Source organism: Fructilactobacillus vespulae (genome assembly GCF_047324295.1).
Lineage (GTDB): Bacteria > Bacillota > Bacilli > Lactobacillales > Lactobacillaceae > Fructilactobacillus > Fructilactobacillus vespulae.
The window spans coordinates 469,636-494,792 of the sequence record NZ_CP137138.1 but is presented as its reverse complement, the minus strand read 5'-3'; the positions used below and the strand labels follow the sequence as shown (position 1 = coordinate 494,792).

Here is a 25,157-nt window from a genome sequence, read left to right as displayed (position 1 = left end):
TTTATTCTCCACTATAGTTGGGGTCTAAAAGATTAGCTAGTTGCAACACGTGCACCAAGCTAGACTTAACCTCTTTCATTGATAAACCATCAGCACGAGGTCTAGCAATTATTAAAATATCAACGTCTGATCTTAAATCAGGCTTTAATTCAGTAATTGATTGTCGAATTCGACGTTTAACCCAGTTTCTATGCACGGCATTTCCAATTTTCTTTCCAACTGAAATTCCGACGCGAAAATGAGGTTGATCTGGTTTTTCTAATTGATAAACCACGAATTGACGATTGGCTACCGAATCATGCTTTTCAAAAACTTCTTGGAATTCTGCTTCCTTTTTAACACGATACGACTTTTTCATAAAAAAATCTCCGAATGGTTATTTTACATAACAAAAAAGGCCACCGAATGGTCAGTGGTCTACGCAGATAATACTTTTCTACCTTTTTGTCGGCGACGAGCTAATACTCTACGTCCACCTTTAGTTTGCATACGTGCACGGAAACCATGAACACGGTTACGATGACGTTTCTTTGGTTGGTAAGTTCTCTTCATTGCGAGCCCTCCTTTTATTTCGATTTCTATTAATAACTTTATAGTATCCAAATGGATTTCCTTTTAATGATATCACAAAGAAGCGAAGTAGCAAAGCCTAATTTACAAAAGGGTTGGCGGTTTAAAAACAACGTTCTGTGGATATTAAAAAAGTTTCATGCAAATAACCTGTTAATTACTGTGGATAACTGAAAAGTTAAATCACAAGATTTTAACTGGTTTTCGCACAAATCCACCGGGTTGTTTCTAACTTATCCACAAACTGTTAATAACTACATAAATTACAGATAAACCCCGCTACAACAATAATAATTTATCAACAGCCACTTGTTATTATCTCAAAAAAATCAGTTATGCACCAAGTTATTAACAGAGTTGTGGAAAAGCTATTAACGGGGTGTGAAACATCTATACACAATCTGTTTTATACTGTGGAAAACTTTCTAATTTTTCTTTAAAAATGCTAAAATATTTCTATGTTTTAAAGTAGGAGGACTAGTTAAAGTGAATCAAGACGAATTATGGAATGCCATAAAAACTAAATTTAAAAATGACCCACAAAACGACTCAATTTCGTTTAACACTTGGATCGGCCCTTTAAATCCCATCTCTTATGATGGAAATACCTTAGTGCTTGAAGTTCCCACTGAACTACACAAGGATTATTGGGGTAAACGACTAGTTAACCGGTTTATCGAATATGCTTACGAAATTACTAAAACTGATGTGACTCCTAACCTAATTGTGAAGGGGAAAGATCATCCGGATGTTAATGCTGCAAATATCAAGGACTTTCGGGAAAAAAATACCGAAGACGATAGTCCCCGGATTGATCCCCATTTAAATCCGAACTACACCTTCGAACGATTCGTGATTGGGCAAGGAAATCAAATGGCTCATGCCGCTGCTTTAGCAGTTTCTGAAGATCCCGGAAAAGTTTACAATCCGCTTTTCTTCTACGGAGGAGTAGGACTTGGAAAAACCCACTTGATGCAAGCCATTGGTAACAAGGTTTTAGCTGCTAATCCACGAGCAAACGTTAAATATGTAACAACAGAAAAATTCACCAATGATTTCATTGATGCCATTCAAAATAGTAAAATGCAGGAATTTAGAAAGATTTATCGCAAAATTGATTTACTATTAATCGATGATATTCAATTCCTGGCTAACAAAGAAGGAACGCAAGATGAATTCTTCAATACCTTCAACGCTTTATATGAAGATAACAAACAAATCGTCATGACTGCCGATCGGCTTCCAAACGAAATTAATTCGTTAACTGATCGATTGGTTTCCCGTTTTAAATGGGGACTTTCGGTAGATATTACCGCTCCAGATATGGAAACTCGAGCAGCAATCTTGCGAGCAAAAGCCAAGTCAGAAGGGCTCGACGTGGACGATAACATCATGAGCTACATCGCCAGTCAAATTGATTCCAATGTGCGTGAACTTGAGGGCGCACTTTCTAGAATCAAGGCCTTTTCTAGTCTAAAACAAGAACCAATTTCAATTGATTTGGTATCTGAGGCACTACGCCCACTTAAATTGGAAAAAGATAAAAATGCGATTACACCGGACACTATCATTAAGGCCACCGCTTCTTACTTCAACATTTCTCCCAAAGAAATTAAGGGGAAAAAACGAGTAAAGGCGATTGTCATCCCCCGGCAAATTGCAATGTATCTATCTCGTGAACTAACCGATAACTCCCTTCCTAAAATTGGAGAATATTTTGGTGGTAAAGATCACACCACGGTTATTCATGCTTACGATAAAATTTCTGAACAAATTGATACTAACTATGAACTCAGAAATCAAATTTCCGATTTAAAAACCCAAATTCGCCACTAGCTAAAAAGCCACGGCAAAATGATATAATCCCACTGTGGATAAAAATAAAAAAACGGTCAAGTTATCAACAAAGTTATGCACACACTGTGAATCTTTCGATTTCAAGCTTTTTGCTAGTTTTCCACACAATTAACAGTGCCTACTACTACGACCTTAATCTTTTATATTAATTAAATAATTAAAATCACTAACTGGAGGTTCATCTCATGAAATTTTCAATCAATCGAGCTGCATTCATTAAAACTTTAAATATTGTTCAAAGAGCAATTTCTTCAAAAACAACAATTCCCAGCTTAACGGGTTTAAAAATTGACGTAACGGAAAGTCATATTATGTTAACTGGTAGTAATGCAGACATTTCTATTCAAACCACAATTAGTGGTGCCAACCCTGATTACGAACTAACCATTAGTTCAACTGGATCAGTCGTTTTACCAGCTCGCTTCTTTAATGACATCGTTAAAAAATTACCAGATACAGAACTAATCATTGAAGTTGGTGATAATTTCCAAACTGAAATTAAATCCGGAAACTCAGAATTTACAATTAATGGATTAGATGCCAACGGTTATCCTCATCTTCCAGAAATTGACTCAGATAATACCATTGATTTACCTGCAGAAATCTTTAGAGAAGTGATCGGCCAAACCGTAATTGCCGTTTCAAAACAAGAAAGTCGGCCAATCTTAACAGGAGTCCACTTTACGTTGGAACAACAAAAACTAGCAGCGGTTGCAACCGATAGTCACCGACTAAGCCAACGGAAAGTTACTCTACCAGCTGACGGAGATCAAGCTTATAACCTGGTTATTCCTGGCGATAGTTTAAAAGAATTGGCCTACATGCTAGATGGTAAAAAAGAACAAATTCAAATGAATCTTTCTGAAAACCAAGCAATGTTTAACTTTGGGACGACGAGATTCTATTCTCGTTTACTAGAAGGAGTTTACCCAGATACTTCTAGATTAATTCCTGAATCAGCTACAACTAATATTCAATTCTCTGCAATGGATCTTTTGGCAGCCGTGGAACGAGCTTCATTGTTATCGCATGAATCAAGAAATAACGTAATCAAACTAACCATTAATCCAAACGATAAGGTGGTTACCATCACCGGAAACTCTCCTGATGTTGGTAAAGTTGAAGAAGATTTACAACCACAAGAAATTAGTGGTGAAGAATTAGAAATTTCCTTTAACCCTGACTACCTAAAGGAAGCACTTCGCGTCTTTGGAAAAATCAACGTGGAAGTGGCCTTTACGTCATCACTTCGTCCGTTTACGATTACTCCAGTTGATAATGATGAAGATTTTATTCAACTAATTACCCCAGTTCGAACATTTTAAATTCAAAAAAAGCCCATATTTTGCGAATATGGGCTTTTTTATTTGCTTAACTATAAAATGTCTAGGACGGGTTAATTTTTAATACAGCGCGTATAAATGGGAGATTTGTGTACTTTTACCGCTGAAAAGGTTATAATACAAGTATTGAAAGTAGGTGGATTCGTGGAAAAAGAAGTCTTAATTACAACACCATACATTACTTTGGCACAGTTGCTAAAGATGGAAGATATCATTGCATCTGGTGGGCAAGCAAAATGGTATCTTAGAGAACAAAAGGTTTTCTTTAACGGGGAACCCGAGGATCGTCGGGGTAAAAAACTATACGATGGCGATTCTGTCCGAATCCCAGAAGTTGGACTTTTCTTGATAAAGTCAAAGTAGGAATTTAAATGCAAGTAAATGAGTTAAAATTACGAAATTTTCGTAACTATGATGAGGCGGATGTTCAATTTTCTCCAGGAGTTAATGTGTTGATTGGACAAAATGCCCAAGGAAAAACCAATTTACTAGAAGCAATTTATGTTTTGGCATTAACTAGGAGTCATCGAGCAAACGGTAATCGAGATCTCATAAAATGGGAAGATAAGGTTGCCAGAATTTGGGGCGTAGTACAACGGTCTGCTGGGAAAACTCAATTGGAGTTGACCCTCAGTCAAAAGGGAAAACAAGCCAAAGTTAATCACATTGAACAGGCCAAGCTCTCGAGCTATATTGGTCAATTAAATATCATTTTATTTGCACCGGAAGATTTGAAAATTGTGAAGGGTTCACCGCAGATTCGACGTCGCTTTATGGACATTGAATTTGGTCAGATGAGTAATAAGTACCTTTACAATATTTCTCAATACCGGCGCATTTTAAAACAGCGCAATATTTATTTACGACAATTACATTTTAAAAAGGCCAAGGATTTAGTCTATTTAGACGTATTATCCGAGCAATTGGCCACCTTTGCGGCTGAAATTATCTATCAACGAGTGCAGCTGTTAGGTAAGTTACAAGCATGGTCGCAAAAAATTCATAGTGAAATTTCACAACAACAAGAAACACTAAAATTTAAGTACATGACTTCTTTGAAACGGGAAAATTTAGGTTCTCCAGAACAAATTTATCAAATTTTGCTGGAGAAGTTTAAAGCTAATCACGAAAAGGAAGTTCATCAAGGAACGACCATTTTTGGTCCTCATCGTGACGATTTACGTTTTAGCGTAAACGGTAAGGATGTAGCCCAGTTCGGTTCTCAAGGACAACAACGAACTGCGGCTTTGGCGACTAAGTTAGCAGAAATTGACCTGATGAAAGAAGAAACCGGCGAATACCCGGTGTTGTTACTAGATGATGTGTTGTCGGAACTAGATGAAAGTCGACAAACTCATTTACTAACGGACATTCAAGATAAGGTGCAAACCTTTTTAACCACTACTAGTCTTAGTGGGGTGGCGACTAACTTAATTCATAATCCCAAACTATTTAAGATTAAAGACGGGATTATTTCTAATTAGATTGATTTAGGAGGATTCACATGACTGAGAAGCCAGAAGAAACTAAAGAAGAACGTGCGCGTGAATATGACGCTAGTCAGATTCAGGTTTTAAAGGGACTAGAAGCCGTTCGAAAACGTCCTGGTATGTATATCGGTGCTACAAATTCTCAAGGTTTACACCATTTAGTTTGGGAAATTGTCGATAACGGAATTGATGAAGCCCTCGCTGGTTTTGCATCAGAAATTAACGTAGTGGTAGAAAAAGATAATAGTATTACGGTTACTGATAACGGTCGTGGAATCCCCGTTGATGTGCAAAAAGAAACTGGTAAATCAGCCCTAGAAACTGTTTTTACAATCCTACACGCCGGAGGTAAATTCGGTGGTGGCGGATACAAAGTTTCTGGTGGTTTGCATGGGGTGGGAGCTTCAGTAGTAAACGCCCTTTCTTCAGAATTGGACGTTACCGTTACCAGAGGTGGTAAACAATACTACATGGACTTCATTCGCGGACGCGTTAACACCGAAATGAAGGTAATTGGTGAGGCCGATGAAGATGAACACCAAACTAAGGTTCATTTCCTCCCCGATCCAGATGTCTTTACGGAAACTACGGTCTATGATTTTGAAACCTTAATGACTCGAGTTCGTGAACTAGCCTTTTTAAATAAAGGTTTACGAATTACGATTAGAGATAATCGCCCGGATGAACCCGTGGAACATGATTTCCACTATGAAGGTGGAATTAGACACTACGTTGAGTTCTTAGATGAAACTCGGAGTCCCATTTTCCCCGATCCAATTTACGTTGAGGGAAAAGAAAGTGGGATTACCGTTGAAGTTTCCCTTCAATACACCAACGATTACCACAGTACGCTAAAAACATTTACCAACAACATTAATACCTATGAAGGTGGGACTCACGAAGAAGGTTTCAAGCAGGCCCTAACCCGAATTATTAATATGTATGGTCGTAACAACAACATTATTAAAGACAATGAAGATAATTTAACTGGTCCGGATGTGCGGGAAGGAATTACCGCCGTTATCAGTGTTAAACATCCCGATCCTCAGTTTGAGGGACAAACGAAGACTAAGTTAGGTAATTCGGACGCCAGAACTGCTACCAACCATGTCTTTAGCCAAGAGTTTGCGAAGTTTATGGATGAACATCCTCAAGTAGCACGAGAAATCGTGCAAAAAGGAATGTTAGCTTCTAAGGCACGGGCGGCCGCTAAACGAGCTCGTGAAGTTACTCGAAAGAAGAGTGGGTTAGAAATCAATAACCTTCCGGGTAAATTAGCGAACAACACCAGTAAAGATCCTGAAGTTTCAGAATTATTTATCGTCGAAGGGGATTCAGCCGGGGGTTCTGCTAAGCAAGGACGTTCACGGTTGACCCAAGCAATTCTTCCAATTCGAGGAAAAATCTTAAACGTGGAAAAAGCCACCATGGATCGAATTTTAGCGAACGAAGAAATTCGTTCCCTATTTACGGCCATGGGAACTGGCTTTGGGGAAGAATTTAACATCGAAAAAGTTAACTACCATAAGTTAATCATCATGACAGATGCCGATGTTGATGGTGCCCACATCCAAACCCTATTATTAACTTTGATTTATAACTTTATGCGTCCCATGGTGGAAAAAGGGTATGTCTACATTGCTCAACCACCACTATACCGGGTGCGTCAGGGAAATAAATTCCAAAAATACATTGATTCAGACGAAGAATTAAAACAAGTTTTAGGTTCATTACCTGCATCGCCTAAGCCTTCAATTCAACGATACAAAGGTCTAGGTGAAATGGATGCGGAACAACTTTGGGAAACTACTATGAATCCTGCTAACCGTCGCCTCATCAGAGTTACCTCGGAAGATATGGAAGGGGCCAGCGATGCCTTTACCATGTTGATGGGTGAAAAGGTTGGTCCACGTCGTGAATTTATTGAAAATAACGCTAAATTTGTAGAAAACTTAGATATTTAATTGTTTCACATGAAACATTGGAAGAGACTGCAAAGGAAAAGAATGGGAGGCAAGGCACTTGGCAAATGAAATTGACACGCCAGAAACTAGAATCACGAATGTCGATTTATCTAAAAAGATGAAATCTTCATTCTTAGATTACGCAATGAGTGTAATTGTGGCGCGAGCATTACCAGATGTACGAGATGGATTAAAACCAGTTAACCGAAGAATTCTGTATGGAATGGATCAATTGGGAGTTACTCCGGATAAACCATACAAGAAATCGGCCAGAATCGTGGGAGACGTTATGGGTAAATACCATCCCCACGGTGATAGCTCAATCTATGAAGCAATGGTTCGCATGGCCCAAGACTTTAGCTACCGTTATTTATTAGTAGATGGTCACGGAAACTTTGGATCAGTCGACGGTGATGGTGCTGCCGCAATGCGTTATACCGAAGCTCGACTAAGCAAGATTTCAGTTGAAATGTTGCGAGACATCAACAAAGACACCATTGATTTCCTTCCTAACTATGATGGAACTGAACGAGAACCAGTGGTCTTACCAGCTCGAATTCCGAACCTATTACTAAATGGGGCAACGGGAATTGCGGTCGGAATGGCTACTAACATTCCACCACATAATTTGAGTGAAGTTATTTCTGCCATCCACACCTTGATGAAGAATCCGGATGCGGATGTGAATGAGTTAATGGAAGTGATCCCTGGACCTGATTTCCCAACCGGGGGAATCGTGATGGGTAAATCTGGAATTCGCCAGGCCTATGAAACGGGTCGGGGAAACATTACGGTGCGCGCCAAAACTGATATTGAAGAAGATAAGCACGGTAAACAAACCATTGTGGCTACCGAACTTCCTTACATGGTTAACAAGGCCAAGTTAATCGAACGAATTGCCGAATTAGTTCGGGACAAACGAATTAACGGAATTACGGGAATTAACGATGAGTCTGACCGAGAAGGAATGCGGATCACGATTGACATTCGTCGTGATGCTAGTGCTGAAGTGGTTTTAAATAACCTCTTCAAGTTAACCCTAATGCAAACTTCATTTAGCTTTAACATGTTGGCAATCAACGACGGTGCACCTAAGGTTCTCGGTCTCAAAGAAATTTTGACTAACTACTTGAATTACCAAGTAGAAGTTATTACTAGAAGAACCCGTTTCAACTTGAAAAAGGCGGAAGCACGTGCACACATCTTAGAAGGTTTACTGGTTGCCTTAGATAATATCGATGCAATTATTGCAATTATCCGAGGTTCAAAGACGGCTGAAATCGCCAAAAATGAATTGATTAATCAGTTCCAACTAGACGATAAACAGGCTCAAGCAATCCTAGACATGCGACTAGTTCGTTTAACCGGACTAGAACGCGGTAAGATTAGTGATGAACACGAAAAACTAGTGGCCCAAATTGCTGACTATAAAGACATCTTAAGCAAGCACGAACGAATCACTGAAATCATTTACAACGAATTGTTAGAAATTCAAAAACGCTTTGGTGATGAACGTCGTACTGAACTAATGATTGGTGAAATTACTAGCATTGAAGACGAAGACTTAATTGAAGATAAGAACGTTACCATTACGTTGACCCACAACGGTTACATTAAACGAATTCCAACGGATGACTTTAAGACGCAAAACCGTGGTGGTCGTGGAATTAAGGGAATGGGCGTTAACAAAGATGACTTTATTGAACATCTAATTAACGGTTCTACCCATGCCTTGCTACTCTTCTTTACCAATGCCGGTAAGGTATATAGCATGAAGGCCTACGAGGTTCCGGAATACGGTCGTTCTGCTAAAGGACTTCCAATCGTCAACTTGATTAACTTAGGTGAATCAGAAAAGATTCAAACCGTCCTCTTAATTGAACCTAATAGTGATGATGAGTTGAAATACCTCTTCTTCACCACTAAGTTGGGAACGGTTAAGCGAACTCCATTGACCGAATTTGTTAACATTCGCAACAACGGACTAAAAGCAATTAACCTGCACGAAAACGATGAACTAATTAAAGTTTCATTGGCCAGTGAAGAAGAAAACATGATCATTGGAACTCGCCAAGGTTATGCCGTTAGCTTTAAGGTTAACGACGTTCGTTCGATGGGACGTTCAGCTTCTGGAGTTCGCGGAGTTCGTTTACGAGAAGATGATAACGTAATCGGATCTGCCATTTTAGCTCCTGATTCAACTGTGTTTGTTATCTCCGAAAAGGGATATGGAAAACAAACGCCGGCCGATCAATACCCAATTAAGGGTCGTGGTGGAAAAGGAATTAAGACTTCTAACGTTAGTGAAAAGAACGGTCCCCTAGTGGGAATGGGAGTAATTAGTGGTGATGAAGATATCATGTTAATTACTGACCAAGGAGTTATGATTCGTTTTGCCGCGGAAAACGTCTCAGAAACCGGACGAGCAACGCTAGGAGTTCATCTAATTCGAGTGGATGAAAATTCTAAGGTTGCAACGATGGCAATTGTGCAAAAACAAGACGAAGAAGACGTAGAAGCAGAGGATGCTGAAACTGAAGAATAATTAAAAAAAGAATTTCATTTTGCAAAAAAATGAGGTTCTTTTTTCGTATTTAATAAAGTATCGTAAAAAAACATTTTGTGAATTGAATCTAGCAACAAGTAGTGTTATACTTATAACTTGTGAACTGGGAATTTTACCAGTTTGCCCTTGCTCTTCAAATCACTGGAGGGCCTAAAGTCCATAAGGAGGTGTAATTCATGGAAACTAAATATGAAATTACTTACATCATCCGTCCTGATATTGATGACGCTACTAAGACTGCCTTAGTAGAACGTTTTGACAACGTCTTGACTGATAATGGTGCTAAGTTAATCAACTCAAAAGACTGGTCTAAACGCCGTCTTGCTTACGAAATCAAAGGTTTTAACGAAGGTTTATACCACATCGTTAACTTAACTGCTGATGACAGCAAAGCAATTGATGAGTTTGATCGTCTTTCAAAATTTAGCGGAGATATTCTTCGCCAAATGACTGTTGTACGTGACGATAAATAATAAATTTTAAAACAGAGAGGAGTTTTTCAGTATGATTAATACCGTTGTCCTAACCGGACGTTTAACACGAGATGTTGATTTGCGATACACTCAAAGCGGTGCTGCAGTTGGAACATTTACTCTAGCTGTCGACCGTCGTTTCACCAGTGCTAATGGTGATAGAGAAGCTGACTTCGTCAATTGTGTTATCTGGCGGAAATCAGCTGAAAACCTTGCCAACTTCGTTCACAAGGGTACTCTTATAGGGGTTGAAGGTCGTTTACAGACTAGAAACTATGAGAATAAACAAGGCCAACGGGTCTACGTGACCGAAGTCGTCGTTGAAAACTTCACCTTCTTAGAACCACGTCAAAATGGTTCACAAGGTGGAAACAACGCTGGTAACCAAGCTCCTCAACAAAATCCATTTGGCACTCCCGACAATAATGCTGGTAACAATAACCAAAACATTAATAATGGTTCTGCAGGTAATTCTGCTGATCCATTTGCCGGTGGTGACCAAATCGACATTTCCGATGACGATCTTCCCTTTTAATTAAGGTAGAGATCCGATTAACGAACGAGGAGGGAAAAACATGGCTGAACAAAGACATCCAAGAGGTGGTAGAAAAGGTGGACACCGTCGCCGTAAGGTAGACTTCATCGCTGCTAACCACATCGAATACATCGATTACAAAGATACTGATCTTTTAAAACGTTTCATTTCAGAACGAGGTAAGATTTTACCACGTCGTGTTACTGGAACTAGTGCTAAGAACCAACGTAAGTTGACTAGCGCAATTAAACGTGCACGTATCATGGCCTTACTACCATTCGTAGTTGAAGACTAATTAAATTAAAAGACTTAGCGATTGCTAAGTCTTTTTTTTACTTTAAAATCTACCTCAGTTCCTTTGTGATAGAATAGAAACAAACTATGTCAGTAGGAGGTTAGGATGAAGAATAAGACTCAAAAATTCAATTTACCGCCCTTTCTCCAAAATAAACGCTTGCGAGGAATCACCGCATTCATTGCAATTAGTTTGATTTTGGGATTAGTAATTGCATTTCTCTATAACACGATTGTGGGAACCGTATTGTTGGTGTTTGCTTCTGTAGGGTTAGCCTACACAATCAAAAACTTAAACATTGTTGAACAAAACGCTAAAAATTATTTAAATGATTTATCCTATTTGATTTCCAGAGGTGAACAAGAATCACTGATTGAGATGCCAATTGGGATGCTTTTATTAGATGAACATAATCGAGTTTCGTGGATGAATCCGTATCTTCACCCATACTTTAAGGATCAAAAGGTTCTCCAACAAACTTTAGAAGCAATTGATTCGAGTTTGGCAGAGATTGTAAAAGAACACTGGGAAGATGAAAAATACTTTGAGGTAAACTGGAACGAACATCGTTTCATGATGCTAATCCAACATCAATATCGTACCATTTACATGATGGACATTACTCACTATACGAAAGTTGAAAGTCGTTATGAGGATGAAAAAATTGTGATTGGGGAAGTTGATTTAGATAACTTTGATGAAGTTAGCCAATCAATGACTGACCAAGAAGTTTCAAACATTAAAAACTACGTTACCAATCAACTTAGTGAGTGGGCCCAAAAGTATGGGGTTTATTTAAAACGAGTTGATTCTGATCACTATATGATGATGATGTACGTTAAGGCATTGCGCGAGATTGAAAAGGATAACTTTAATATCTTAGACATCATTCGGCAGGGAACTTCTAAGCAAAACATTCCGTTAACTCTAAGTATCGGGATTGCGTATGGTTCCATTGATTTGAACAATCTATCTGACTTAGCTCAAAGCAACCTTGATTTAGCCCTAGGTCGAGGAGGCGATCAAGCCGTAATTAAGCCCCAAGATGGAGAGGCCCGTTTCTTTGGGGGAAAGACTAACCCTATGGAAAAACGGACTCGAGTTCGAGCACGAATGATTACGTCTGCCTTGCAAGAGCTAATTAACGGTGCTGACAAAATCTTCGTTGACGGTCACTCTCATCCAGATATGGATTGTTGGGGTGCCGCAATGGGGATTCGTCGGATTGCCGAAATGAACGGCAAAGAATGTTACATCGTTTTTGATGAAAAGAACGTTTATACCGACATTCAACGTTTATTAGATAAAATTGAAGATGAACCAGAAATTAAAAATGCCATCGTAACTTCCGATAAAGCGGTCAAAATGGCGACGGATGACAGTCTGTTAATCATGGTGGACCATTCTAACCCAATGATTGGATTAGCGCCTAATTTATATGAAAGATTGCAAAATAAGGTGGTAATTATTGACCACCACCGTCGTGCTGAGGAGTTTCCTGATAATCCATTATTAGCATACGTAGAACCCTATGCCTCATCAGCGTGTGAATTGATTACCGAAATGTTTGAGTATCAATCACAGACAGCAGAACCCATTAATGAACTAGAAGCAACCGTTATGCTAACGGGAATTGTGGTCGATACCCAATCATTTACGGTTCGAACGGGAACGAGAACTTTTGATGCAGCCAGTTATCTGCGTTCTTCTGGTGCGAATGTCGATGAAATTTCTTCCTTTATGAAGGAAAATAGAAACTACTTTATGGATGAAAATCACTTGGTATCCATGGTAGAATTTATCAACGGAAACATGGCGGTGATTACTGCAGAAGACGACAAAAAGTATGATTCAGTAACCGCTGCGAAGTCCGTTGATTCCTTAATTAACGTGGATGGAGTAGATGCTTCCTTTATCGTTTACCGACGGGTAGATGATGTCATTGGGATTTCTGCTAGAAGTACCGGTGCTATTAACGTTCAGTTAATTATGGAAGCCTTGGGAGGCGGTGGCCACCTGGTTGCCGGAGCTACTCAGATTAAGGACAAAACCGTTTCTGAAGCGCAAGCAATGTTGTTAGGGGTACTTAACCATGACGACGAGGAAAACGACAATAAAGACGAAAAAAACTAATAAAAAGAGGTAAATGACATGAAAGTTATTTTTTTAGCAGATGTTAAAGGTAAAGGTAAACGTGGAGAAATCAAAGAGATGCCTGCGGGTTATGCGCAAAACTTCTTAATTAGAAAAGGACTAGCTGAAGATGCTACTAAATCAGCAGTTAGCAAGGTTAAGGCGGAACAACGCCAAGCAGAACAAAACGCTAAAGAAGAATTAGCAGAATCAGAAAAGCTAAAGGTTTTCTTGGAAAAAGATGATACAGTGGTTCAATTAACCGCTAAATCAGGAAAAGAAGGTCGAATCTTTGGTTCAATTCCTAGCAAGCAAATTGCGAAGGCCTTAGCTGATCAATACCAAGTTAATATTGATAAGCGTAAGATTGAACTTTCAGAACCAATTAAGACCATGGGATACACTAACGTTCCCGTGAAACTACACCCTAGTATAGTGGCAACCATTCGTGTTCACGTTGCCGAAAAATAGTTATTAAAGTCATTAGAAAAGAGATTTTGTATGAATAATGATGTTTTACTTGATCATACGCCGCCCAACAATATTGAAGCGGAAAAAGCTGTTCTAGGATCAATCTTTCTTAGTACAGAATCCATCACGAGAGCCATGGAATCCCTTTCTGCCAATGAATTCTATAAAAGAGCGCATCAAATTATCTTTCAAGCAATGGTTGATTTAGCAGACATTGATGAAGCGATTGATGTGGTGACGGTCTCTGATAAATTAAAGGGGCAAAATCAACTTGATGATGTCGGTGGAATTGCCTACATCGTGGAATTAGCGGATTCAGTTCCGACGGCCGCAAATATTGAATATTACGCCAAGATTGTGCACAAAAAGGCCACGCAGCGAAAATTAATTGAAACGGCCACGAAAATTGCCAGCGATGGTTATGATGAAGATGAAAGCATTGATGATTTACTAGATAACGCCGAACGAGAAATCATGGATGTTTCAGAAGATCGTAATCAAAGTGGTTTCAAAAACATCGATGAGGTTATCAACGAATCATGGGCCAAGATTGAAGAACTATCCCAAAATGGGGGCGAAAACGTTACCGGAACGGCGACGGGATTTGCGGATCTAGATAAGATGACCACTGGACTCCATCCGGGTGAGTTAATCATCTTAGCTGCCAGACCAGCCGTTGGTAAGACGGCCTTTGCTTTAAACATTGCCCAAAAGGTGGGAACCAAGTCTAACAAGACGGTTGCCATCTTCAGTCTGGAAATGAGTGCGGAATCATTGGTAAACCGAATGCTTTGTGCAGAAGGTAGTATCCAAGCCAATCACTTGCGGACGGGGGAATTAACCTCAGAAGAATGGCAAAGTTTAACGGTTTCAATGGGAACTTTATCTGAATCCAGAATTTTTATTGATGACACTCCCGGAAATCGAATTTCTTCTATTCGAGCCAACTGTCGACGGTTGAAAAAAGAAGCCGAACACGAAAACGTGGAAGATGGTGGCTTAGGTTTAATCGTGATTGATTATCTCCAATTGATTGAAGGAAATAAGGGTGAGAGTCGGCAACAAGAAGTTTCAGAAATTTCGCGGCAATTAAAGAAGCTAGCGAACGAACTTCAAGTACCAATTATCGCGCTATCCCAACTTTCTCGTGGGGTGGAACAACGTCAAGATAAGCGACCAGTGCTATCTGATATTCGTGAATCGGGATCAATTGAACAGGATGCCGATATCGTAGCCTTTCTCTATCGAGATGATTACTACGAACGAGAAGGATCATCGGATGATGGTGATAACGGTGGAATGCAACAACAGCCACCGGCACCCAAAGACGAAGAGGATCAAAACGTCGGGGAAGTCGAAGTAATTATCGAAAAGAACCGTTCGGGAGCGCGGGGAACCGTAAAACTCCTCTTTGTAAAATCGTTTAACAAATTTTCAAATATTTCGTATACACATCCATAAAAGGGTTAATGGTGGTCTAAACGTCCACTTTTAATCCTTTTTAATTTGCAATTTAACTCGAATTTTTGTATTTTGGATAGTAAGAGGTGGATTGCATATTATGAAGAAATCATTACTGTATGTCTTATTTTCAACGGTTTTATTTAGTTTAATGGAAATTTCGTTAAAGATTGCTGGGAGTCAGTTTAACCCCATGCAATTAAACTTAATTCGATTTACATTAGGAGGATTGGTAATTCTTCCCTTTGCAATCGTAAGGTTAAAAAAGCTTCGTCATCGTTTAACGGTTGCGGATTGGAAGATCTTCTCGTTTACGGGATTGCTCTGTGTGGTAGTGTCAATGACCCTTTACCAGTTAGCAATTGTGTACGGGGAACCGGCCATTGTAGCGGTATTATTTAGCTGCAATCCGGTGTTTGCATTAATTTTTGCGTATTTGATTTTAAAGGAAAATATTTCGCGAACTGATATCATTTCGTTAATCTTGTCAGTGGTGGGATTATTGGTAATTATCGATCCGTTTAAATTAACCAATCCAATTGGGATTTCTTTAGCAATCCTAGCTGCGGCGACATTTGGTTTTTACAGCATTATGTCGCAGGCGAGTTCTTTAAAGATTCATGTCGACGGGGTAATCATGACTGGTTTTACCTTCATTGCCGGTGCCGTCGAGTTATTAGTAATTATTTTAGTCACTAAAATTCCAGCAGTAGCAAGTTATATGGAATCGGTAAGTTGGTTAAAGGCCTTTGCTGACGTTCCAATTTTTACAAACGTTAACTTACCCAACTTATGGATTTTAGCCTTTGTGGGAATCGGAGTTACTGGTGGAGGATTTGCCTTTTACTTTTTAGCGCTTCAAAATGGAGGAGTTTCAATGGCTTCGCTAGTATTCTTCTTTAAACCAGTTTTATCTCCCATCTTTGCTTATTTCTTGATTGGGGAACAAATTGGGTTACGGAGTACCATTGGAATTATGATCATCATTTTAGGATCAATTGTGACCCTATATGGTTATTACGCTGCTAATAAGGCAGAACGTGAACTTGAATAAAACAAAACCGATTAAGCAGCTGCTTAATCGGTTTTTTAGTTGGTAAGATTTAGGCAAAAAAAGAAACCATCCAAAGATGATTTCTTTTCGATATGATGGGCAGTCAGGGGATCGAACCCTGGACCCACGGATTAAGAGTCCGTTGCTCTGCCAGCTGAGCTAACTGCCCATATCAAAGTACATATATTATATTAGCATATCGCCAAAATCCATGCAACGATAATTTTAAAATTATCCTTAAAAAATTGACGATCCAAGACGGTAGAATTAGCAAAAATAAGATATATGGTATACTTGGGTAAGGTTGAGCAGTACTGTAAGCCTTGACCCCAAAATCTAGTGAAAAATAATAAGTATTTTAGGAGTATTAACAATGGCAAAAATATTAGTTGTCGATGACGAAAAACCAATTACCGATATAGAAAAATTTAGCCTAACTAAAGAAGGCTATGAAGTAGAAGTTGCATACGATGGGGAAGAAGCCCTAAAAGAAATTGAAGAAGGATCATACGATTTGGTGATCCTAGATTTAATGTTGCCTAAAATTGACGGGTTAGAAGTTGCTAAGGAAATCAGAAAAACTTTGGATATTCCTATCATCATGGTAACCGCCAAGGATTCTGAATTAGATAAAGTTTTAGGACTCGAAATTGGTGCGGATGATTACGTTACCAAACCATTTTCTAACCGTGAGTTAGTAGCCCGCGTGAAGGCTAACTTACGACGTCAATCAGTTTCTAGTGAAGCTAATGCAGCAGAAGATGATGGTAAAAAAGAAATTACTTTTGGTGATTTAACAGTTCATCCGGAATCATATTCAGTGACTAAGGATGGCGAACCCGTGGACTTAACTCACCGTGAGTTTGAATTAATCCATTATTTAGCCCAACACGCCGGCCAAGTAATGACTAGAGAGCACTTACTCCAAACGGTTTGGGGCTACGATTACTTTGGAGATGTTCGAACGGTTGATGTAACCGTTCGTCGTTTACGAGAAAAGATTGAAGATGATCCTAGCCACCCTAAATGGTTGGTAACTCGTCGTGGAGTGGGATACTTCGTCGTTGATTCAGATTCAGAAGATAAATAAGCTGAAAGGGTCGTTAAAATGGAAAAAAAGTGGAAATTTTTTAAATCAATTCATTTTAAAATTGCCCTGGTTTTTGCGCTAATCTTGCTCCTAACCCTTGAAACGGTGGGAGCCCTTTTTGTGCGCCAATTAGAATACCAAAACTTAAATACCTTTAAAGATTCAATTCAGTTAAAACCATACGTAGAGACGTCCCTAAAGAAACAATTAACTGATAAGGATCAGGTAAAGGCTAATAAACAGATAAAAACGTTACTGCAAGATGCAGACATTAGTAACGCTGATCAAATTACGGTGGTGGATGCTCACGATAATATTCGAGGTACTAGTCAAAGTAGTAACCAATCGGTAGTTGGTCAAAAGAACACCGATAGCGACATCAAGAGTACGTTGTACAACGGAAAGACGATTCAAAAGAACACGTCAGCTAACGATAGTCGTTACTACACGATAATTACGCCCTTACTGGATAACGAAAAGAACCAAAATCGGATTATTGGGGCTGTTTACATCCGGGCCAATTTAGGCCAGGTTTATCGCAATATTAATAACGTTACGACCATTTATCTATTTGCGGCCTTCCTTTCAATCTTGGTGGGACTTTTGATCACCATGATTGTTTCACGAGCAATTACCAAGCCGATTGAAGAATTGAAACGGCAAACGGAACAAATTGCCCGTGGTAATTATTCAGGTCACGTCCAGGTTTACGGTCATGATGAGTTGGGTCAGTTAGCGCACGCCGTTAATAATCTATCAGTTCAGGTTGAGGAATCACAAGAGCTCACCGAGTCAGAACGACGGCGACTAGACTCCGTTTTGGATAACATGACCGACGGAGTGATTGCCACTGATAGACGTGGAGTCGTTAGCATCGTAAATGATGAAGCATTGGATTTACTAAGTGATGTGAAAGAAGAAGTAGTGGGGCAACCCATCCTAGATGTCTTAAAACTTCAAGAAAAATATACTTTGAAGGATTTAATTGATGATCCCGGCCAGGTTTTATTAGACTTCTCCACTCCAGAACACAAATTAATTTTATCGACGCACTTTTCTTTGATTCAACGAAAATCAGGCTTTATTAACGGAATTGTGTGTGTGTTCCATGACGTTACCGCCCAACAAAAGATCAATGAGGATCGGCGTCAATTCGTTTCTAACGTTTCACATGAGTTAAGAACGCCGTTGACCAGTGTACATTCCTATATTGAAGCGTTGTTAGACGGTGCTTGGGAAGATAAAGAATTAGCTCCTAAGTTTTTACACGTTACCCAAGATGAAACTAACCGAATGATTCGGATGATTAATGATTTACTAACGCTTTCTCGAATGGATTCTGGTACGCAAAAATATGAAACTGAGCTAGTTAATATTAACCGACTCTTTAATTATATTTTGGACCGCTTCGATATGATTGTGAAAACGGATGATAATAAGAAGCACTATAAGATTAAACGAGACTTTATCAAACAGGATCTCTGGTCAGAAATCGATACGGACCGTTTTACTCAGGTGGTTGATAACATCATGAATAATGCGGTGAAGTATTCTCCGGATGGAGGAACGATTACCGCACGATTACTGGAAAATAATGACAAGATTATTATGAGTATTTCTGATGAGGGGCTAGGAATTCCTAGACCGGCCTTGAAGCATATCTTTGATCGTTTCTATCGAGTTGATAAAGCCCGGTCTCGTGCCCAAGGAGGAAGTGGTTTAGGATTAGCCATTTCTAAAGAAATCATTGAAAACTTTGGGGGAAATATTTACGTTAGAAGTACCGAAGGACAAGGATCAACATTTTATATAACCTTACCTTATGAATCAGTTGAGGAGGACTTGTGGGATGATGGAAAAGCTTAAGCAGTATTGGTTACCAAGTTTATTAGGAATCGCCGTGTTAATTAGTTTGATTATGACGGTTTCTTTGTTAACCAATCCGGCACGCTACAGTAGTAATAATAACGAAAGTCAATCATCGTCATTTCGCAAGGAAACGAATTCTTATGATTTAGGTGACGTTTATTCACCTACGCAATTGATTGAAGCCAAAGACAAGGACCAATACTTAGTAACTAGTTCAAGTACTAACGTAGTGGGGGAAGTTTTTAAGGAAATGCAAAAGTTCCAATATTCCCACGTTAAAAAGATTTCTGAAAATAATAAGGATGAATACTATCGGATTGCCAATCAGTCCGATATGTTGATGTTGAACTATAACAATCCGATTTCTTCCAACATTTTAGCGAAAATCTTTAACTACGATGGTTTTAATGACAAAGGTAGTATTAAACGAATTTTATTGTCGACTAATAAAGATAAATACGTTTATTTATTAAACGACGACCACTACATGGTTTATCGGGCTGAGGTTAGTGATTTGAACTTGAAAAAGATTAAGTCAATTACCGATGATCAAGTAACCAGAAATCGAGTAGAACTAAAAACCATTAATGGAAATCCATTTATATATTTCCCTGGTCAGATTAAGATGAAAGATTACGGTTACATGCTTCGGGAAGAAAACGAAGGGACCTATTTGAATCGAATTATCGGTAGTACTAGTAATGCCAGCATCAAGCATCATACTGATAAGGTTATCTATAGTTCCCAAAATAAGGATTTAACCTTTGATAACAACGGTGACGTGATTTATACCAATTATCGTCCGACCCAAAAGATTAAGTCAGAGGCGATGGCTTTGAATTCCGCTTACCAAAATGCCATTGAACTAGGCTTCCCATTGGATAGTACGAAGTTTGATACCTATAATAAGGACGAAAAAACCGTCTCCTTTAGACAATATATCGAAGGCTTCCCTGTTTATAGCAACGAGCAGCTGGGGGTATATACGTATAAATTCTTAAACGGAAATACGGAACGCTATTCATTTTCACTACGAGAATTCCTAGTTCCCGTGCCTACCGATAAACAGGCCACCACCTTGCCAAGTTCGAAAACGTTACTTAGTGACTTGGAAAAGAGTAAGGTCGATATGAAACAAATTAGTGGGATGCGACTAGGCTATCAACTCGTGCCGGATTCCGAGAATAAGTTAATTGTAACAATGCAGCCGACCTGGTTTGTGAAATATAATGACCAGTGGCTAAACTATAAGTATCTAGATACGCAGGTGAGAGAGGGGGATTCTGATGAACTTTAGACGAATTCAGGAAATCTTTCTATTAGCCTTCATTGTGATTGATATTTTTCTTTTTATGATGACTAAGAATAATAATATTCAAAATGATACCAATACGGCTAATTCTAGTAGCTCCATTATTAAAGAGATGAAACGAGATAATATTTCAATCGGTAAACTATCGGAAAAAGTGGGAATCGGTTATTATCTATCAGCAACCAGAGATGGTGAACTAGAAAATCAAATTAATACCTTAAAGAATCAGACTGCGCAATTAGAAGACGATGATACCCTGGCTAGCACCTTTAAAAATGAAATCAAAGTCGATGATGATCATCCCGAAAATAAGATTAATGATCTCTTAAAGAAAAAGGGATTCGTCTTAAACGGGGATTCATACGTTTATAACGAGGCGCTTTCTACCAAAACTAAAGTAGTCTACGATCAAAAGGCCATCAAAGGTGTTTTTGATAACGATGAGAGTCACCTAATCTTTAACGTTAGTCATGATCATTATTTGACGGGCTATTCACAACAAAAATTAACTGATGTTAAGATCTTGCATGAAAAGGCAGATTTAATCTCGCAAGAACGAGCCGTAATCTGGTTATACCAATATAATGGAGTGCCTAATAACTCGAAGATAACGCGGGCCCATTTAGCATACAGCAAGATGTTACACATTAACGGTAAGGATGTTTATATCCCAACTTGGATTATTACAACTAAATCAAAGACAAACGGAAAAGAACAGGTTCATCGGATTAACGCTTTTAATGGTTCTGAGTTTAAGATGGAACATGTACAAGTGGTTAATCAAGATCAACAAGCAAAAGAAAGCGTGGAAAATTAATGGAAAATAATGACTTTAAAGTTAGTGTATTGTCGAGTGGAAGTGGTGGTAACTGTACCTACATCGAAACTCCAGAACACAAAGTCATTCAAGATGCAGGCCTATCGGGAGTGCGAATTGAGCGGCTCATGCATTCCATTGGTAAGGATTTAAACGACGTGGACTCCATGTTTGTTACGCACGAACATACGGATCATGCCAAAGGGGTGGGAATTTTAGCCCGTAAGTATGGAATGAATGTTTATGCCAATCAAGAAACCTGGGATGCGATGAGTCACAAAATTGGTAAGATTCCCGTGGAACAAAAGTATCTATTTGGTGCAGACCAAACCGAGCAACTGGGTGATTTAGATATTGAAAGTTTTTCTGTGATTCATGACGCCGCGCATGCCCAATTTTATAATTATCATCACAACGGAAAGAGTTTTGTAATTGTGACTGATACAGGGACCATTACAGACCAAATCGAGGGTGTTATTCGGAATGCGGATGGTTATTTATTTGAATGTAACTATGATCCAGAGATGCTAATGAATGGTGATTATTCCTATTCCACTAAAATGCGAATTCAAAGTGATACGGGCCACCTATCCAATGCAGAAGGTACGGAAGTATTGATGGATGTTATGGGGCCACAAACAAAGAACATCTTTTTAGCACACCGGAGTCACCACAATAATACCAAAGAATTAGCGCGCTTAACCGCGGCTTCAATTATGAAAGAAAATGGATTAGGAGTAGGTCGAGATTTTCAACTACATGATACTGACGTGGAAGTTCCTACCGATTTATATACGCTTTAAAAGGACTGGAAAGTCCTTTTTTGTTTGTGGATAAAGCGCTAAATATGAAATAAGCGAATCATAAAATTAGGACTTAACAGAATGTGGTTTCTGGAATTGGTTAAAATTTTTGTAAAACTTAGTTATAATGGGTTAATAGCGGAAAATTAGTGTTAAAGTCGATTCCACGTTTTGTTAGGTTAAAAAATAGATGACGAACTATCGACTTAATAAAAAATGAATAATTAAGAAAAAACTGAACGGGAAAATGAGTTATCAAACTACTGTTGATAAGTGTGTGGATAAGTAACGATTAACAATGAGATTGTTATGATACCGGCATTTGTTAAGTGTTAATAAAGTTATGATACTTATCCACAGGTGTTGTTGATAACTTTGGGTAACATTTGCTACGTTTTTGCTGATGCTGTAGTGACGCCGTTTATCGCTGTTGATAATTGTGTTAACAAACATGTGTTTCTGTTAATAACTATTGTGAGTAAAAAAAATATTGACAAATTAAAGAAAAAAGAAGGTCCCTAAAAATGGTGGAAAACTGTGAAACATATCCACTTCCTGTGGATAACTTTGTGGACAAATTGTTGGAAAGGTTAAGTTATGAACATTAAATTAGTGGTAGTGGGAAAAGTTAAAGAAAAGTATTTTAGAGATGCGATTGCGGAATATGAAAAACGTCTTTCGCGTTTTTGTAAATTTAAGGTGATTCAGGTTCCAGACGAAAAGGCGCCCGAATCATTAAGTAAAGCAGAAATGGAAGCCGTAATGAACAAGGAAGGTGACCGAATTTTAGCCAAGCTTTCTGATCGAGAATATGTATTTACGTTGGAAATTTTGGGAAAACAATATAGTTCTGAAGAATTGGCAAAAACGGTTAAACAATTAACTACTTACGGAAATTCTGATTTAACCTTTATAATTGGAGGTTCCTTGGGATTGTCAGCAGCAGTTAAAAAGCGATCCAATGCAACCATTTCGTTTGGTCGCTTTACGCTTCCGCACCAATTAATGCGGGTGGTCTTTTGTGAACAAATTTATCGAGCATTTATGATTAATAATGGGAGTCCATACCATAAGTAACCGAGTGTGGTAGACTAGCCACTATATGAACTAAGGAGATGTAAGAGTGGGACGAATCAGGCCTAAATATCGGGTTAGTTATTTATTAATTGGCTTAGTGGTGCTAATTGGAGTTGCTTTAGTAGCGCTAACGCACTTTGACGCGTCACTGTACCAACAGCCGGTAGCAACGGTTACCAAGGTGCAAGATTATGATCGTGTGAAAACCAGTGATGAATTTAATAACCAAGATGTTTTAACAAAGCAAAAACTGACTTTAAAAGTATTAAATGGGGATCATCGGGGCGAAACCTATCGTTTACAAAATGAATTTTCGAAAACCGGAGCTGCTGATCAAAAGTATCGAACCGGTCAACAGGTTTTTCTGCATATCAGCCCGCATAAACATAACAGTAATAATGTTTTAATCACCGGCTTTAAACGGGATACCAGTGTCGTCTTCTTGGTCTGGTTAACGGTTTGTTTGTTGTTGTTAATTTTAAAATATCGTGGTTCAATGGCCCTCTTGAGTCTAGTAGTTAACGCTTTACTATTCTTTGTGGCGGTCCAAATTGACGTGCAAACTAACTTTAATCCGTTTCTATTATTTGCGATTTTATCCATTATCTTCACAGTGATAACGGCGCTATTAATTTTTGGGAAGTCCAAAGAAACCTTAGTCGCGGTGTTGGCAACTATCTTAGGAACGTTTTCGGCAATTTTAATTGCCTACGTAGTGATGAATCTGACGCACCAAAAAGGGATGAGTTTTGAAATGATGGATTACGTGACCCAGCAACGTTTGCCGCTCTTTTTTGCGGGAAGTATGATTGGTTCCTTGGGGGCCATTATGGATCTGTCAGCCGATATTACCTCTAGCTTGTTTGCAGTTAATCGCGAGGAACCCACTCTAACTTTTTGGCAATTGTTTGCCGATGCCCGTAAAATTGGGCGCTCAATTATGGGGCCCTTAATTAACGTGCTCTTTTTAATCTTTGTGGCTAGTACCTTTCCAATGATGGTTCTTTTCCTAAAGAACGGTAATAGTTGGGGATATTCTTACTCAATGATTATGTCTTTAGGAGTGGTCCAAAGTTTAATCAGTGGAATTGGAATTGCATTAACGGTTCCCATTACGGGATTGTTAGCGGGGGCAATTTGTAAAACCAAGGTGGTGAAAAAATGACAACCATGATGGCGTTAATAATTATCTTGTTTGCGGCCATGCTGCTTGCTGGTGGTAAGCAAGGATTTGTTTCATTTTTGGGATTAATTATTAATCTTTCCCTGGTTTTTTTATCGGTAGTTTTAATTGCCTGGGGCTTTCCTTATCTATTAGTTACTTTAGTAAATTCAGTGATTATCCTAGTGGTCTCCATTTACTTTGGAAACCAACAGGGTCGCAATGCGGATATTGCCTTTGTTACGTCATGTTTAGTGGTGGCAGCGGTGATATTATTAATTATTCCGGTCGAACACTGGGCTCAAGTACAAGGTTTTGGTTCAGAAAATACCGAAGACTTAGAAGGATTGTCACTCCAACTCGGGGTTAACTTTTTAGATGTTACCTGTGCGATGACCATTTTAAGTTGTTTGGGAGCGGTGGCTGAAGCAGCCGTGGCGGTTGCCACTGGTTTAACGGAAATTGAGGATCATAATCCGCAGATTACCGAGCAAAAATTGCGTAGTGAAGGTTTAATCATTGGAAAAGAGATTGTGGGAACGGCCTTTAATACCCTGTTCTTTGGTTTTTATGGAGAGCTATTGGGATTATTTATCTGGTTTTCACGATTAAATTATTCGTTTGGGATGATTATTAATGATAAAATTCTGGTTTCAGAATTTATCATGACCTTGATCTCGTCAATCGGGGTAATTTTAACGATTCCGATTACCATTTGGTTAGTGATTTGGCAAAAACAACGACGAGCAAAATTGAAGAATTAGAAAGTGTGCTGATTAATTTAGTACGCTTTTTATTTTGGTAAATAAAATGCT

23 protein-coding genes and 1 tRNA gene are annotated in these 25,157 nt (G+C 38.8%); 21 read left to right on the top strand and 3 right to left on the bottom strand.

Features of this window, described 5'->3' with window-relative positions; translation table 11 throughout:
• Position 1: 1 nt before the first annotated feature.
• Together rnpA and rpmH are read right to left on the bottom strand one after the other, a co-directional pair.
• Positions 2-358 carry a ribonuclease P protein component gene (rnpA, locus tag R4B61_RS02305; RefSeq protein ID WP_413628030.1) on the bottom strand — a complete coding sequence of 119 codons (357 nt, stop codon included), beginning with the start codon at positions 356-358 and terminating at the stop codon, positions 2-4.
• Between the two features lie 59 nt (positions 359-417).
• Complete coding sequence (gene rpmH / locus R4B61_RS02300) at positions 418-552, bottom strand: 50S ribosomal protein L34 (protein WP_413628029.1); 135 nt, start codon at positions 550-552, stop codon at positions 418-420.
• Between the two features lie 504 nt (positions 553-1,056).
• On the opposite strand from rpmH, the gene dnaA reads away from it, so the two are divergent.
• The 13 genes from dnaA to R4B61_RS02235 all read left to right on the top strand — a co-directional run bounded on the left by dnaA (position 1,057) and on the right by R4B61_RS02235 (position 16,212).
• Positions 1,057-2,406, top strand: coding sequence for a chromosomal replication initiator protein DnaA (dnaA, locus tag R4B61_RS02295; RefSeq protein WP_413628028.1), 1,350 nt, complete (start codon positions 1,057-1,059; stop codon positions 2,404-2,406).
• Between the two features lie 206 nt (positions 2,407-2,612).
• The gene (gene dnaN, locus R4B61_RS02290; RefSeq protein WP_413628027.1) at positions 2,613-3,752 is read left to right on the top strand and encodes a DNA polymerase III subunit beta; all 1,140 of its coding nucleotides are present in this window, start codon (positions 2,613-2,615) and stop codon (positions 3,750-3,752) included.
• Between the two features lie 162 nt (positions 3,753-3,914).
• Positions 3,915-4,133 carry a S4 domain-containing protein YaaA gene (yaaA, locus tag R4B61_RS02285; RefSeq protein ID WP_413628280.1) on the top strand — a complete coding sequence of 73 codons (219 nt, stop codon included), beginning with the start codon at positions 3,915-3,917 and terminating at the stop codon, positions 4,131-4,133.
• A gap of 8 nt (positions 4,134-4,141) precedes the next feature.
• Positions 4,142-5,254 (top strand): DNA replication/repair protein RecF, encoded by a 1,113-nt coding sequence (gene recF / locus R4B61_RS02280; protein WP_413628026.1) that lies wholly within the window; start codon positions 4,142-4,144, stop codon positions 5,252-5,254.
• Between the two features lie 20 nt (positions 5,255-5,274).
• Positions 5,275-7,224, top strand: coding sequence for a DNA topoisomerase (ATP-hydrolyzing) subunit B (gene gyrB / locus R4B61_RS02275; RefSeq protein ID WP_413628025.1), 1,950 nt, complete (start codon positions 5,275-5,277; stop codon positions 7,222-7,224).
• A 118-nt stretch (positions 7,225-7,342) separates the two neighbouring features.
• Complete coding sequence (gene gyrA, locus R4B61_RS02270; protein ID WP_413628279.1) at positions 7,343-9,769, top strand: DNA gyrase subunit A; 2,427 nt, start codon at positions 7,343-7,345, stop codon at positions 9,767-9,769.
• A gap of 197 nt (positions 9,770-9,966) precedes the next feature.
• The gene (rpsF, locus tag R4B61_RS02265) at positions 9,967-10,263 is read left to right on the top strand and encodes a 30S ribosomal protein S6 (protein ID WP_413628024.1); all 297 of its coding nucleotides are present in this window, start codon (positions 9,967-9,969) and stop codon (positions 10,261-10,263) included.
• A 31-nt stretch (positions 10,264-10,294) separates the two neighbouring features.
• Positions 10,295-10,798 (top strand): single-stranded DNA-binding protein, encoded by a 504-nt coding sequence (gene ssb / locus R4B61_RS02260; protein WP_413628023.1) that lies wholly within the window; start codon positions 10,295-10,297, stop codon positions 10,796-10,798.
• A gap of 40 nt (positions 10,799-10,838) precedes the next feature.
• Positions 10,839-11,093, top strand: a complete 255-nt coding sequence (gene rpsR / locus R4B61_RS02255) for a 30S ribosomal protein S18 (protein WP_413628022.1) — start codon at positions 10,839-10,841, stop codon at positions 11,091-11,093.
• A gap of 105 nt (positions 11,094-11,198) precedes the next feature.
• The gene (locus R4B61_RS02250; protein WP_413628021.1) at positions 11,199-13,226 is read left to right on the top strand and encodes a DHH family phosphoesterase; all 2,028 of its coding nucleotides are present in this window, start codon (positions 11,199-11,201) and stop codon (positions 13,224-13,226) included.
• Between the two features lie 18 nt (positions 13,227-13,244).
• Positions 13,245-13,697 (top strand): 50S ribosomal protein L9, encoded by a 453-nt coding sequence (gene rplI, locus R4B61_RS02245; RefSeq protein ID WP_413628020.1) that lies wholly within the window; start codon positions 13,245-13,247, stop codon positions 13,695-13,697.
• Positions 13,698-13,727: 30 nt separating this feature from the next.
• Positions 13,728-15,158, top strand: coding sequence for a replicative DNA helicase (dnaB, locus tag R4B61_RS02240; protein ID WP_413628019.1), 1,431 nt, complete (start codon positions 13,728-13,730; stop codon positions 15,156-15,158).
• A 100-nt stretch (positions 15,159-15,258) separates the two neighbouring features.
• On the top strand, positions 15,259-16,212 hold the full coding sequence (locus tag R4B61_RS02235) for a DMT family transporter (protein WP_413628018.1): 954 nt from the start codon (positions 15,259-15,261) through the stop codon (positions 16,210-16,212).
• Between the two features lie 96 nt (positions 16,213-16,308).
• Here the strand turns inward: R4B61_RS02235 and R4B61_RS02230 are convergent.
• Positions 16,309-16,381, bottom strand: a tRNA-Lys gene (locus R4B61_RS02230).
• Between the two features lie 204 nt (positions 16,382-16,585).
• Here R4B61_RS02230 and yycF point away from each other — a divergent pair.
• From yycF to R4B61_RS02190, 8 genes are all read left to right on the top strand, one after another.
• On the top strand, positions 16,586-17,302 hold the full coding sequence (gene yycF, locus R4B61_RS02225) for a response regulator YycF (protein ID WP_413628017.1): 717 nt from the start codon (positions 16,586-16,588) through the stop codon (positions 17,300-17,302).
• 18 nt (positions 17,303-17,320) lie between these two features.
• Positions 17,321-19,168, top strand: a complete 1,848-nt coding sequence (walK, locus tag R4B61_RS02220; RefSeq protein WP_413628016.1) for a cell wall metabolism sensor histidine kinase WalK — start codon at positions 17,321-17,323, stop codon at positions 19,166-19,168.
• The gene (yycH, locus tag R4B61_RS02215) at positions 19,152-20,468 is read left to right on the top strand and encodes a two-component system activity regulator YycH (RefSeq protein ID WP_413628015.1); all 1,317 of its coding nucleotides are present in this window, start codon (positions 19,152-19,154) and stop codon (positions 20,466-20,468) included. Before walK ends, yycH begins: the two co-directional genes overlap by 17 nt.
• Positions 20,458-21,300, top strand: coding sequence for a two-component system regulatory protein YycI (locus R4B61_RS02210; RefSeq protein WP_413628014.1), 843 nt, complete (start codon positions 20,458-20,460; stop codon positions 21,298-21,300). Before yycH ends, R4B61_RS02210 begins: the two co-directional genes overlap by 11 nt.
• Positions 21,300-22,103 carry an MBL fold metallo-hydrolase gene (locus R4B61_RS02205; protein ID WP_413628013.1) on the top strand — a complete coding sequence of 268 codons (804 nt, stop codon included), beginning with the start codon at positions 21,300-21,302 and terminating at the stop codon, positions 22,101-22,103. The genes R4B61_RS02210 and R4B61_RS02205 overlap by 1 nt, the downstream gene beginning before the upstream one ends.
• Positions 22,104-22,700: 597 nt before the next feature.
• Entirely contained in the window at positions 22,701-23,180 is a 480-nt protein-coding gene (gene rlmH / locus R4B61_RS02200) for a 23S rRNA (pseudouridine(1915)-N(3))-methyltransferase RlmH (RefSeq protein ID WP_413628012.1), read from the top strand.
• Positions 23,181-23,226: 46 nt separating this feature from the next.
• Positions 23,227-24,345 carry a YibE/F family protein gene (locus R4B61_RS02195; RefSeq protein ID WP_413628011.1) on the top strand — a complete coding sequence of 373 codons (1,119 nt, stop codon included), beginning with the start codon at positions 23,227-23,229 and terminating at the stop codon, positions 24,343-24,345.
• Entirely contained in the window at positions 24,342-25,106 is a 765-nt protein-coding gene (locus R4B61_RS02190) for a YibE/F family protein (protein WP_413628010.1), read from the top strand. Before R4B61_RS02195 ends, R4B61_RS02190 begins: the two co-directional genes overlap by 4 nt.
• Positions 25,107-25,157: the final 51 nt, after the last annotated feature.